The organism is Gordonia alkaliphila (genome assembly GCF_023017165.1).
Classification (GTDB): Bacteria; Actinomycetota; Actinomycetes; order Mycobacteriales; family Mycobacteriaceae; genus Gordonia; species Gordonia alkaliphila.
In genome coordinates this window covers 1,010,711-1,023,451 of record NZ_JALKBW010000001.1, presented here as the reverse complement: position 1 = coordinate 1,023,451, position 12,741 = coordinate 1,010,711, and the positions used below count along the sequence as shown (strand labels likewise).

General features: G+C 66.5%; 11 protein-coding genes and 1 pseudogene. 4 read left to right on the top strand and 8 right to left on the bottom strand.

The genetic code is table 11. The features are described 5' to 3' along the window. Window positions 1–22: 22 nt before the first annotated feature. On the bottom strand, window positions 23–1,219 hold the full coding sequence (locus MUG78_RS04480; protein WP_246992581.1) for an acyl-CoA dehydrogenase family protein: 1,197 nt from the start codon (window positions 1,217–1,219) through the stop codon (window positions 23–25). 56 nt (window positions 1,220–1,275) lie between these two features. On the opposite strand from MUG78_RS04480, the gene MUG78_RS04475 reads away from it, so the two are divergent. Continuing rightward, window positions 1,276–2,685, top strand: a complete 1,410-nt coding sequence (locus MUG78_RS04475) for an amidase (protein ID WP_246992579.1) — start codon at window positions 1,276–1,278, stop codon at window positions 2,683–2,685. 22 nt (window positions 2,686–2,707) lie between these two features. Here the strand turns inward: MUG78_RS04475 and MUG78_RS04470 are convergent, their stop codons facing one another. The 7 genes from MUG78_RS04470 to MUG78_RS04435 all read right to left on the bottom strand — a co-directional run bounded on the left by MUG78_RS04470 (window position 2,708) and on the right by MUG78_RS04435 (window position 10,496). Next, on the bottom strand, window positions 2,708–3,340 hold the full coding sequence (locus tag MUG78_RS04470; protein WP_246992577.1) for an LpqN/LpqT family lipoprotein: 633 nt from the start codon (window positions 3,338–3,340) through the stop codon (window positions 2,708–2,710). 80 nt (window positions 3,341–3,420) lie between these two features. Beyond that, a complete protein-coding gene (locus MUG78_RS04465; protein ID WP_246992575.1) occupies window positions 3,421–5,040 on the bottom strand; it encodes a monocarboxylic acid transporter in 1,620 nt (539 codons plus the stop codon). Next, entirely contained in the window at window positions 5,037–5,426 is a 390-nt protein-coding gene (locus tag MUG78_RS04460) for a DUF485 domain-containing protein (protein WP_246992573.1), read from the bottom strand. Before MUG78_RS04460 ends, MUG78_RS04465 begins: the two co-directional genes overlap by 4 nt. Before the next feature lie 277 nt (window positions 5,427–5,703). Then, window positions 5,704–5,997 carry a DivIVA domain-containing protein gene (locus tag MUG78_RS18240; RefSeq protein WP_308221328.1) on the bottom strand — a complete coding sequence of 98 codons (294 nt, stop codon included), beginning with the start codon at window positions 5,995–5,997 and terminating at the stop codon, window positions 5,704–5,706. A gap of 228 nt (window positions 5,998–6,225) precedes the next feature. Then, entirely contained in the window at window positions 6,226–7,560 is a 1,335-nt protein-coding gene (locus MUG78_RS04445) for an ISL3 family transposase (protein WP_246992571.1), read from the bottom strand. Between the two features lie 15 nt (window positions 7,561–7,575). Beyond that, window positions 7,576–8,844 carry an MFS transporter gene (locus MUG78_RS04440; protein WP_246992569.1) on the bottom strand — a complete coding sequence of 423 codons (1,269 nt, stop codon included), beginning with the start codon at window positions 8,842–8,844 and terminating at the stop codon, window positions 7,576–7,578. Then, window positions 8,841–10,496: an ABC-F family ATP-binding cassette domain-containing protein gene (locus MUG78_RS04435; protein ID WP_246992567.1), complete on the bottom strand. Its 1,656-nt coding sequence runs from the start codon at window positions 10,494–10,496 to the stop codon at window positions 8,841–8,843. Before MUG78_RS04435 ends, MUG78_RS04440 begins: the two co-directional genes overlap by 4 nt. Window positions 10,497–11,007: 511 nt before the next feature. Here MUG78_RS04435 and MUG78_RS04430 point away from each other — a divergent pair. The 3 genes and pseudogenes from MUG78_RS04430 to MUG78_RS04420 form a co-directional block, all read left to right on the top strand. After that, window positions 11,008–11,245 (top strand): annotated as a pseudogene (locus tag MUG78_RS04430) (transposase); the annotation flags it as partial. 181 nt (window positions 11,246–11,426) lie between these two features. After that, window positions 11,427–11,651, top strand: a complete 225-nt coding sequence (locus tag MUG78_RS04425; RefSeq protein ID WP_246992565.1) for a hypothetical protein — start codon at window positions 11,427–11,429, stop codon at window positions 11,649–11,651. Window positions 11,652–11,656: 5 nt separating this feature from the next. Next, window positions 11,657–12,706: an IS3 family transposase gene (locus MUG78_RS04420; protein ID WP_308221327.1), complete on the top strand. Its 1,050-nt coding sequence runs from the start codon at window positions 11,657–11,659 to the stop codon at window positions 12,704–12,706. Window positions 12,707–12,741 lie beyond the last annotated feature (35 nt).

Sequence of the window (12,741 nt, the reverse complement as noted above, 5' to 3'; positions counted from 1 at the left end):
CTTGAAGTCGGGTGCGCTCGGCTCAGAGCCCGAGGACGGCCTTGTCGATGATCTGGCGCTGCACTTCCGAGGAGCCGCCGTAGATCGTGACCTTGCGGTAGTTCAGGTACTCGGGCACCGTGAGCGCGGCCCAGTCCGGGCTGAGCAGACCGGCGAGCTCGGTCTCGGCGTCATCGGCCGGGGCCATCGGGAGGGAGTCGGGGCCGGCCAGATCGGCCAGCAGTTCCAGCGCCTCCTGCTGCAGCTGCGAGCCGCGCAGCTTCAACACCGACGACGCCGGGTTCGGCTTGCCGTCCGACGAGGCGGCGACCACGCGCAGCTGCACCATTTCCAGGGCCAGCAGCTCGTTCTCCAGGCCGGCCAAGCGGGCGGCGAACAGCGGGTCGTCGAGCATCACGCCGCCGCCGGGCGCACGGACCTGGGCGGCCCGGGCCTTGGCACGCGCCAGCTTGGTCTTGGTCCAGCCGACGCGGGCGATGCCCGAGCGCTCGTTGCCGAGCAGGAACTTCGCGATGGTCCAGCCTTCGTTCTCCTTGCCGATCCGGCTGGAGACCGGGATGCGGACGTCGTTGAAGAAGACCTCGTTGACCTCGTAGCTGCCGTCGATCAGCTTGATCGGACGCAACTCCACGCCCGGGGTGTCCATCGGGAACACCACGAAGCTGATACCGGCCTGCTTCTTCGCGTCCGGATCGGTGCGGACCAGGCAGAAGATCCAGTCCGCGTACTGGCCGAGCGTGGTCCACGTCTTCTGGCCGTTGATCACGTACTCGTCGCCGTCGCGGACGGCGCGGGTCTTGAGCGAGGCGAGGTCGGAACCGGCTTCGGGCTCGGAGAAGCCCTGGCACCACCAGATGTCCAGGTTCGCGGTCTTCGGCAGGAACTCGTCCTTCTGTTCCTGGGTGCCGAAGTGCGCGATCACCGGGCCGACCATGCCGGCGTTGAAGGGGAGGAGGTCGGGCACGAAGTTCAGTGCCATCTCCTCGCGCCAGATGTGGTGCTGCACCGGCGTCCAGTCCTGGCCGCCGTTCGCCACCGGCCAGTGCGGTACCGCGTAGCCGCCCTTGTTGAGGAGCTTCGTCGTGGCGACGATGTCATCGGGGTAGATCGTCTCGCCGGCCTCGTTGCGGCGTCGGATGTCTTCGGGGATGACCGTGGTGAAGTACTCCCGCAGTTCGTTGCGGAAAGCTTCCTCTTCGGGGGTGAATCGCAGCTGCATGGTTACTTGATACCTGATCGAGCGCTCAATCGGTATGCCGAGTAGCTTTCGGAGGTATGAAACACATTCATGCGTTCGGTGACGATGTGCTCGGCGAGCACGACGCCGTGGGCGTGGCCCGGGCGATCGCCGCGGGCGAGTTCTCCGCCGCCGACGCCGCGGACGCGGCCCTGGCGCGGATCGACGCGGTCAACCCGCAGTTGGCGGCGATCGCCTACGACGACCGCGAGCGCGCGCGGGTCCGGGCGCAGGCCAACGGTTTCGCCGGGGTGTTCGCCGGCGTGCCGTCGCTGATCAAGAACAACACCGACTTCGCGGGGCTGCCGACCAAACAGGGTTCGGCCGCGGTGGCCGAGCGGCCGGCCGCGGCGCACGAGAAGTTCACCGAGGAGTTCCTCGGCACCGGCGTCAATGTGCTCGCGGCGTCGACGCTGCCGCCCTTCGGGCTGAGCGCCACCACCGAGTTCGTCGACCGCGAACCCACCCGCAATCCGTGGGACACCGACTTCAGCTGCGGCGCCTCCTCGGGCGGCTCGGCGGCATTGGTCGCGGCCGGGGCGGTGCCGATCGCGCACGCCAACGACGGCGGTGGCTCCATCCGTATCCCGGCCGCGGCGTGCGGCCTGGTGGGTCTCAAGCCGACCCGCGGGCGGACCGCTCCGGTGCCGGCGTCGGCCAAATCGCCGGTCGACCTGGTCGTCAACGGTGTCGTGACGCGGTCGGTGCGCGACACCGCCTACTTCCTCGCCGACCTGGAACGACAGCGCCCGGTGAAGGGGCTGGATCCGGTCGGACTGGTCGAGGGGCCGGGTACGCGTCGACTGCGGATCGCGCTCATCGTCGACCCGATCACCGGGCAGCCGCTGGATCCGGACACCGCGCGGGCACTGACCGACACCGCCGAACTGTTGACCGAACTGGGCCATCAGGTGGAGCAGGTGCCGCTGCCGGTGGACCCGTCGTACATCCGACAGTTCACCGACTACTGGGCACTGCTGGCGTTCTCGTTCGATCACCAGGGGTCCACGCTGACCGGTCGCGGCTTCGACCGCGCCGCGCTCGACCCGTTCACCCGCGGCCTGTCCCGCCGGTTCGCGCGGGGCTTCTACCGGTTGCCGTCGTCGATCATCGGACTCAAGCGGGCCACCGCGAAGCTGCGGCGCGCGTTCGCCGACTACGACGTGATCGCGTCGCCGACGCTGGCGCACACCACGCCGGAGATCGGCTACCTCGATCCGGCCGGCGACTTCGACGAGATCTTCGATCGTCTGATCCGCTACGTGGCCTTCACCCCGGCGAACAACTCGTCGGGCACCCCGGCCGTGTCGGTGCCGCTGGCCACGTCGTCGACCGGGATGCCGATCGGCCTGCACTTCTCCGCCGATCTGGGCGACGAACGCACCCTCCTCGAGCTCGCGTACGAGCTGGAGGCGGCGCGTCCGTTCGCCCGGATTCAGGACGCCTGAGGAGTCTGCTCGCCCGGCGGGGTCAGCCCGCGGTGATCTGCACGCCGTCGAGCATGGCCGTCGAGTCGGCGATGTAGGTCGGGTTGGTCGGATCGGTGGACTGCACCGTCAGCACGACGGTGGACGATCCGCCGTTCACGGTCGGCACCACGATCATCCGCGAGGTGATCGGGTGCACCGCCACACCCTGCACGCCGGATGCCTCGTAGGTGACGGTGTACGACTCGAAGCCGCAGATCGTGCCCGACTCGCCGGCGGGCACCTCGACGCCCATGCCCTTGCGCACGGCGGCGAGTTCCTTGTCCACGATCTCGTCGAAGGTGCCGGTCGACGGCGTCACAGTGACCACGATGTTCGGGGTGAAACCGGCCTTGGTCAGCGAGGTGTTGACCAGGACCAGACGCACCAACTCGCTGTCCTGCGAAGTATTGCGTTCCCACCCGGCGGGCTGAGGGAGCTGGATCTCCGGCTGGCCTGCGGCGGTCACGAGCGGCCCGGTGGTGGCGGCGCACGAGCCGGTCGCGGCATTGGTCGTCGTCGCGGCACTGCTCGAGTTCGAGTCGGAGTCCGAGGAGCAGCCGGCCAGCAGGGCCAGCGAGCCTGCTGCGGCGACGGCGGTCAGGGTGCGGGCGAAGCGGCGTGCGGTGAAGGTCATGGCTCGGGACGATACCGGGCAGGACGCCACGCGGGGCGCGTCGGATTGCTCCGGCGCGCCCCGCGTGGGTCAGCGGTGAACTAGTGCGAGATGGCCTGCTCGGCGCCGACACCGGTGAGGGAGCGGACCTCCATCTCGGCGCGGCGAGCCACGTCGGGCTTCTCCCGCGAGCTCAGCGTGCCGATGATGCCCAGCAGGAACGCGGCCGGGATGGACACGATGCCCGGGTTGGCCAGCGGGAACCATGCGAAGTCCGAGTCCGGCAGCATGGAGTTGGCCTTGCCCGAGACGGCCGGCGAGAAGATGATCAGCACCAGGGTGATCACCAGGCCGCCGTACATGCTGAACAGGGCGCCGCGGGTGTTGAAGCGCTTCCAGAACAGTGAGTACAGGATGGTCGGCAGGTTGGCCGACGCGGCGACGGCGAAGGCCAGCGCCACCAGAAAGGCGATGTTCTGGTCCTTGGCCAGAATGCCCAGGACGATGCCGATGATGCCCAGCACGATGACCGTGTAGCGGGACACGCGGACCTGGTCCTCCTCGGAGGCGCCGTTCTTCTTGATCACGCTGGCGTAAATGTCGTGCGCGAACGACGCCGAGGCGGTGATCGCCAGACCCGCGACCACCGCGAGGATGGTGGCGAAGGCGACGCCGGCGATGAGGCCCAGCAGGATCTCGCCGCCGAGGTGCAGCGCGAGCAGCGGTGCCGCCGCGTTCTGCTTGCCCGGGGCGGCCATGATGGTCTCCGGGCCGACCAGGGCGGCCGCGCCGTAACCCAGGATCAGCGTGAAGATGTAGAAGCCGCCGATCAGGCTGATGGCCCACACCACGGACTTGCGGGCTTCCTTGGCGGTGGGCACCGTGTAGAAGCGCATGAGCACGTGCGGCAGGCCCGCGGTGCCGAGCACCAGGGCCAGACCCAGCGAGATCAGGTTGAACTTGGACGTGAAGTCGATGCCGTACTGGGCGCCGGGCGCCAGGATGTCGACGTCGGTCCGGGCCTGCGCCTCGCCGAGGAGCTTGGACAGGTTGAAGTTGATGCCGTTGGACATCAGCACCCACAGGGTCATCACGGCGGTGCCGGTGATCAGCAGGACGGCCTTGATGATCTGCACCCAGGTGGTGCCCTTCATGCCGCCGACGAGGACGTACACGATCATCAGCAGGCCGACGATGGTGATGACCACGGCCTGGCCGGTGTCGCTCTCGATGTTCAGGAGCAGGGCGACGAGCGCGCCGGCGCCGGCCATCTGGGCCAGCAGGTAGAAGATCGACACCGTCAGGGTGCTGATCGACGCGGCGAGACGGACCGGACGCTGCTTCAAGCGGAAGCTCAGGACGTCGGCCATGGTGAATTTACCGGTGTTCCGCAGCAGCTCGGCTACCAGTAGCAGGGCGACGAGCCAGGCGACCAGGAAGCCGATCGAGTACAGGAAACCGTCGTAGCCGTAGATGGCGATGGCGCCCGCGATGCCGAGGAAGCTGGCCGCGGACAGGTAGTCGCCGGCGATGGCGATGCCGTTCTGGGTGCCGCTGAAGCCGCGGCTGCCGGTGAAGAACTCCGACGCGCTGCTGGTGCCGGCCGAGCTGACCTTGATCACCACGAGGAGGGTGACGATCACGAAGCCGACGAAGATCAGGATGTTCAGCGTCGAGTTGCCGGTGTCGACTTCCTGTTCGGCGAGGAGGAGTGAGGTCACGACTGAGCTCCTTCGGTGGTGGCGTCAGCGGTGTCGTAGTCGCCGTCGGCGAAGCCCTGGCGTACGACGTCGGCCTGCGGGTCGAGGCGATGGTTCGCGAACCAGATGTAGGCGGCGGTGATCGCGAAGGTCGTGACGAACTGCAGCAGGCCCAGGATCAGGCCGACGTTGATGTTCCCCCACACCTTGGTGGCCATGAAGTCCGTGGCGAAGACGCCGAGGCACAGGTAGACGGCGTACCAGGTGAGGAAGAACGCGGTCATCGGGAAGACGAAGGTCCGCAGCGTGCGGCGCAGCCGCTGAAACTCCGGACTCTGCTGCGCGACGATGAACTCGTCGGCAGTCGGCGCTTGCCGTGCTGGCGGATGCTCTGGAGCGATGGACACGTGACCTCCTCGATGTGACGCCGCAAGAGCGGCCTTGCAAGAAGGTTCGAGGAGATCTGCCTCACAGACAATCGGATCTGTGACCTGTACGACGAGGCCCGCCTGCCGTGCGGTGAGCGGTTACCGCCCTCCGGTGAACGGCGCGGGCCCCGCCGCCCCGTCGACCTCCGCAGCGAGTCGCGACCCCGTTGCCGGGTCGCCTTCGTGGCCCCGAGCTCGACGCGGGAGCAGGGTCGCGACATTCGGCGGCGGGCGGACGAGCGTGGGGAGGTGCGGGTCAGGGGTGGTGCTGCTCGAGCTGCGCGGCGCAGGCTTCGAGGAAGGCGTCGACGCCGGACGCGCGATAGCCGCGCATGCCGAGGGGCGGCTTGCGGAAGGAGATCTCGCGGATCGCCTGCGGCGTGAGCCACGCGAGCTCGGGATTCGCGGGGTCGGCGAACTTGGCCTCCAGACTGTCCAGGAAGTTGTCGACGATGTCCGTGTCGTAGCCGCGTCGGCCGAACGGCGGGTTGGGGAAGGCGACGTGGTGGACGTCGGCGGCGGTGATCGTCGTACCGTTCGGTGTGGTCATGCTCGCCAGTCTGCCCGACCGCCCGCGCTCCTCCGCAGCCTCCGCTGCGAGTCGCGACGCCGTTGCCGGGTCGCCTTCGGGGCCCGCGCTTTGCCACCCTCTTGGTGAGACTTCGGTGGCTGCGTGTGGGGAGAGGGTGAAGATGATTTTCAGTGTTCGTACGGAGCAGGAGCGTGCTGAGGAGATCGAGGCGCTGAAGTTGCGGATCGGTACGGCCCCGTTGGGGGCTCATCCCAATCGAGGGTGTAGTCGTGGTCTGAACCCGCCGGTCTCGAGCAGGGACCTGGCGATGTAATTGGTGAGGTTGCGGAACCCGAGTGCGGAGCCTCGGAGGTGCTCGAGTCGTCCGTTGATGGCCTCGGTCGGTCCGTTGCTAGTGCCGGGCCGGTCGAAGTAGGCCAGCACGTCGTCGGCCCGCTTCTTCAACGTCCGTCCGAGTTTGGCGACCTCGACCAGGGCCGGCGGGACGCCGGTGCTGACGGAGTCAATCAGCGCGGTCATCAGCTGGCGGCCGCAGCGGCGGTCTTCGTGGCGGTAGGCGGCGATCATGCGCTGGTAGATGCCCCAGGTCGCCTCGACCTCGACATGGGCATCGCCGTGGGTGGCGGGATCGAACAGTCGCTGTAGGCGGTCGATCTGCTTGTCGGTGAGCAGGTCAGCGCCGGTGGCCAGGGTCCGCCGTGCGGAGTAGAGAGGGTCGTCCTTGCGGCCGCGGTGGCCGTGGATGGACTGCTGCACCCGGCGGCGACACTCATCGAGCGCCTCGCCAGCCAGGCGCGTGACGTGGAACGGATCCATCACCGTTACTACGTCGGGGAGTTCCTCGACCGCAGCAGTCTTGAAGCCGGTGAACCCGTCCATCGCGACCACCTCGATCCCCTCACGCCAGGCCTCGTCACGCTCAGTCAGCCAGGTCTTGAACGCCTGCTTGGAACGGCCTTCGACCATGTCGAGCAGCCGCGCAGGCCCAGTGCCGTCACGGACCGGAGTGAGGTCGACAATCACGGTGACGTACTTGTCACCGCGCCGGGTGTGCCTCCAGGCGTGCTCGTCGACCCCGACGACCTTCACACCGTTGAGACGGTGCTCGTCGTCGATAAGAACCCGCTTGCCCTCGGCGAGAACGGCGTCGTTGGCGGTGTCCCACGCGACGTCGAGCGCCTCGGCGATCCGGGCGATCGTCAGGTGCTGCACGACCAGCGCTTCGAGTGCCCACCGCAGCCCGCGGCGCGAGAGCCTCGCCCGCGGCTCGGCCGCCCGGGTGGTGTCTTGGCGCCAGACGTGCCCGCACCCCATGCAGCGGTAGCGACGCACCGCGACCTCGAGGACGGTGGGTCGCCAGCCCAGCGGCTCATGTGCAAGACGCCGGACGACGGTGTCACGAGGAGTCCCCTCGGCGCCGCAGCGCCGGCACCACTCGTCCGACGTAAGAACCCGGCAGGCCAGCACCGCTCGGCCGGGTTCGAGGCGTTGGCCGGTGACGACGAGGTCAAGCTCGTCGAGTCGGCAGAACGTGGTCAAGTCCGGGCAGGTGAAGCCCGCCCGGACGGAAGCGCCGGGCATGTCAACAATCGCGTCTCACCGTTCGTCCAGAAGGCGTTCTATCTCGCTTTCGCGCATGCGTCCCGCCAGCAACGCGATCAGCGCAAGCACGGGTGGAGCGATGCCGGCGATGACGAAGATCACCGGGATGGGTACGAGCAGCGAGAGCGGTCCTGCAATGGCGATCGAGACCGGCATAAAGGCGATCGAGACGAAGAAGTCGAGGCTCGCGACTCGGCCGATCATGTTGAGCGGCACCAAGCGTTGCAGCAGGGTTCCCCAGATGACGACACCGGCTCCGGTCGCTGCGCCAACTATGAACAGTGCTGCGAGCATCAGGATCAGATTGTCGGCGACGCCGATGACCGCGAGCGGGAGGGTTCCGCCGCCCCAACAGGCGATCATGAACGTGAGGTAGCGGCGCGGCAGTTTCAGCGACGACACAACCAGTGAACCGATCGCCCCGCCGATGCCGAATGCGGCGAGAAGGAAGCCGAACGTGGATTCGGCGTCCTCGAACCTGTCGCGAGTGATGAAGGGCAGCAGCACTTCGATCGGTCCCTGGATGATGAGGGCCAGCGAGGACCCGAAAATTAGGGTCCAGAGCAACCAGCGGGTGTGAACCACATAGTTCACGCCTGCTTGAAGGTCACCCCACACGCTCGTGTGCTTCTCCGGAGACGTGGCCGTGGTCAGCTCGTCGCGTCGGCTGAGGAACAGAGTGAGGATGAACGCGATCGCGTACGAGGCTGCGACGATGACGGCACCGATGGCGGGGAAGAACATGCCGACGACGACTCCGCCGAGGGCGGGACCGAGGCCCTGCCCCATTGAGGGTCGGAGAGCGCCTTCGAGCCCGTTCGCGGCGAGGAGCTGCTCAGGCGGAAGCACCTGGGGTAGATACGCGCTGTAGGCAGGGTAGAAGAACGCGCTTCCCGCGCCCATCGCGAATGAGGCAACGCCGATGTGCCACAGTTCGATCGTCTCGGTGAGGGACAGGATGACCACCGCGGTCATCACAGCCACGGTGCATCCCTGCACGGTGATGATGATGCGGCGTTTGGAGAACCGATCGGCGACAACGCCACCCAGGATCGAGAAGGCGAACAGGCCCAAGCTCATCCCTGTTGCGACCGCTGAGAGCGCGAGCGGGCTGTCATCCAGCGCAAGCACTTGGAAGACCATCACGATGGTCCACATCCCGGTGCCGAAGACCTCGATGCCGACCGCGGCGAACAAGAGCCGATAGTCCCGCGAAGCCAGTGGCCGCAGGGCACGTATTGGGTTGAGGTTCTTCTCGCTCATACCAGGGCCTCGCCTTCGACCATCGAAGTCAGTTCGAGGCTCGGCCATCCGTCAACGTCACGGAGCAGCTGCCGATCGTGCGTTGACAGGACGACCGCCGCCGTGGTCGCTCCGAGCGCGTTGGTGAGTTCGTCAACGAGCGCGATGGAAAGGTGGTTGGTGGGTTCGTCCAGGAGCAGCACATGCGGGCGCATCGCGAGCACGAGCGCCAGATCGAGCCGGCGCTGCTGCCCCATCGAGAGCTCGCCCACTCGTTTGCCCGCCTCGCGCGGGCGCAGGAGACCAAGCTGAGAGAGCCCGATCGCATCCGACTCCAGCAAAGTGCCTTCGGACACCAACGCGCCGACGTGCGTGGCGTACACCTCGCTCGCTCTCCGCTCAGGCGGCAGGGTCGTCTCCTGATAAAGAAAGCCCAGGCGCGTGCTCGGAGGCGTTCGAACCGCTCCCGTGTCCGGCGCCAGCTCACCGCCGACCACGCTCAGCAGTGTGGACTTGCCGGCACCGTTCGGGCCGGTCACGACGAGACGGCCGCGGTGGGAGAGTGAGAACGACACTGGCCGGGTCAACCGCCCAGCGACGCTGACCTGATCGACGCTGAGGAGAACCGCCCCAGTGCGTGTGGGGAGGTCGGGGAACCGGAAGAGCTGAGGCGGTTCCGGCACCGTGACGGCGTGGGCTTCGAGTACTTCCTGGCGTCGGTGCACGTTCTGCACGAGCCCGCCGGCCCGGGTGGCGCGCCCATGCTTGTTGGTGCCCTTCTCTGGTCTCCATCCCGAGACCAATCGGTTCTGAGCGGCGCTGAGACTGTCCTGCAGTCGAGCATGCTCGGCCTGTTGGCGGTCGTAGTTCTGTGCCCAGCGTTCTCGCTCGGCCAGGCGTCCCTCCCGGTAGCCGGCATAGCCATTCCCGTACACGCGAGGCCGATCGTCCGGCGTCGGGTCGAGGTCGACGATCGTCTCCGCGATGTCGGACAGCAGCGCGCGATCGTGGCTGACGACGACAACACCCCCGCTCCGCGCTCGAAGTTGCGCGGTCAGGAACTTGAGCCCGCTTCGGTCGAGGTGGTTGGTGGGCTCATCAAGCAGGAGAAAGTCGTGATCGGCGCCCAGGAGACACGCCAGCCGTACCCGATAACGCTGTCCCACCGAGAGGTCTGCGAGAAGCCTGGTCGTGTCCGTCTCCGCGTCGAGTGCTTCGAGCGCGATCTGCACACGCCGCTCGGCATTCCACGCATCGAGCGCTTCGGCATGTTCCAACGCGGCTGCGTACTCCTCTGCGGCCCGGTCCGTGTTGTCCGCGAGAGCGAGAGCGGCGGCGTCGAGTGCCGCCAACGCGGCCAGCGGTTCGGCGATCGCCTCCGCGACCGCCTGTCCAACAGTTCGACTGTCAGCGGCGGTCATCTCTTGTTCGGCAACACCAATCGTGCCGATGCACTGGACTGTTCCGGTGTCCGGGACCAGGACGCCAGCGAGCACCTGCAGGAGCGTCGATTTCCCTCGCCCGTTCTCTCCCACGATCGCGACACGCGATGAGGAAGTGAGGGTGAGGTCGACGTGATGGAGAACGGGCGTGGCTCCGCGCATCAAAGACACGTCGGAAGTGATGAGTTGCGCGCGCTGGCGCGCCGAACGACGGTTCGTCGGGGTGAGCATTGAAGTCCTTCGAGACGACGCACCACCAGCCACAAACAGGCAGGTAGGTACGCAAATGACGGCGACCCTGAAGGGTCAGAACGAGCGGCCGCCGCAGACTCGGAATACTCAACGAGCGCGGTGGGCCTACTCAGCCGTCACAGGAAGTACAAATGCACGGAGGAAGCGTACCGCATGCCGCCGGTATGTTTTCCCGCAGCCGATCCGCTGCCACGCTGGGCGACGGACGGGTAGCCCAGCTGTTCGACTGGCTGTCACCTCGAACTCGACCACGCAGTCCTCGTCTGACATTGCCGAACCCAACGCCCGCAACCAGTGGTCCCGCCGGTATGGCTGAGGGTGCCCTGCGCAACACCGTGGCCCGATGGGCTTGGCCCACGAGCCGTCCGAGCGGCCGCGTCATCGCGCGCTGATGCCCACAGATCCACTGCTACCGCCGCGACGACTGCGAATACGTGTGGCACCAAGCGCCACCGCGAGGTCGTGCCAATGCCTAGTTCGTTCAGGTCTCACGCTGGGCCGGAAGCTGAGGAAGCGGGCGGCCCGACGTGCTGACCTACTCCGCGCGCCGCGGCACGTCGAACGGGTCGCCGGAGGCGATCAAGGGTCGGCTCGAGCACCTCCGCGCGAGCGCGCTCGGGATTCGCATCCTCACCAATTACATCGCCATGAGACTACCCACGTCCGAAGGCTCATGCCCGGCTACACCCTTGATTGGGATGAGCCCCGTTGGGTGGGCGGTCTTTTGATCTGGAGTTCCGGGCTCGGTTTCTGCAGTTGTGGGATTTGTGTGTGGAGCGGGGTGACAAGACTCGGCTGTTGCGGGAGTTCGATCTGGCGGGGTCGACGGTGAGGCGTTGGCTTGAGGCGCGTTCTGCGGGAGAATTGACCGAGTCCATGCTGGCGGCGTCGCGGAGGTCGAGGTATCACATGAGTAATGAGCAGCGCGCCGAGTTGCTGCGCCTTCGGAAAGAGAATGAGGAACTGAGGAAGAAGGTTGCTCAGGGCGAGGCGGTGCAGGATATTCTGGGAAAAGCTTTCGGACTCTTGGAGCAGGTGAACAAGAGTCCGAACCCAGAGGAGACGCGGATCCCGCCGGCATTGATGAGTGCGGATCAGTACGCCAAGTGGCTGGAGAGAGAGCAACTTTTCTAGCGGCGATGTACCGCATGGTGGGTATTCCTACCGCGCGCGAGCTGGTGGGCGTCGGGTTATCGGTTGTTCGGGCGTGTGAGTTAACGGGTGTTCCTCGCGCTACCTATTATCGGGTCACGCGGGGGTATCAGCATTACAGGCCCGTGGTCGATCGGCTGGCTCAGCGTCAACGGCGTCAGCCTGCCGCGCTCAGCGAGGCGGAACGGCGAGCGATCCTCAAGGTGCTGTCTGCCGACGAGAACGAGGACCGGTCGGTCTTGCAGGTGTACTGGCGGGCGCTCGACGCCGAGCTGGTGACATGTTCGCAGCGCACGTTCTACCGCGTCGCTGGTGCAGCCGGGTTGGTGGGCGATCGACGCCGGCGCCGGTCAGGCGGCGGTGGCCAGAAGTCTCGGCGTAAACCTATCGTTCCCGCGGACGCGCCGAATGATCTGTGGTCGTGGGATGTGACTGAACTCCGCGGGCCGGGCCGGCAACGCTACAAATTGGCGTTGGCCATTGATGTGTTCTCTCGATACCCGGTGTGTTGGTCTATCGACTATGGCGAGTCGCGCGAGGCGGTCATTGCGATGTTCGATGAGGCGTTTGAGGTTTTTGATGCGCCGGCCGGAATGCACTCTGATAATGGTTCGACGATGCGGTCGAATGATCTTCTCGATTTCTTGGACTGCATGGATGTGAGTCCGTCGTTCTCGCGGCCACGAGTGAGTGATGACAACCCATTTTCGGAGTCGTTCTTCAAGACCATCAAATATGATCTTGCATGTCCTGATCGTTTCGACAGCATCGATCATGCTCGCGAATGGACTGCCGATTTCCTGCACCGGTACGCGACCGAGCACCGACACAGCGGCTTAGGCTATTACACCCCCGCAGACGTGTACTTCCAGACCGTCCAGGCACGCCGGGACCATCGACAGGCTGTTCTCGATCGGGCGTACGCGGCAAACCCCGGCCGGTTCCGGCGGCCACCGCAGGCACCACCCCTGCCTGGACCGACCGGAATCAACACCAAAACTGTTAACCAAAAAAAGCAGCTGTCTCAGACAGCTTGACAAGTTCCGGGCCCCGAGCTCGACGCGGGAGCAGG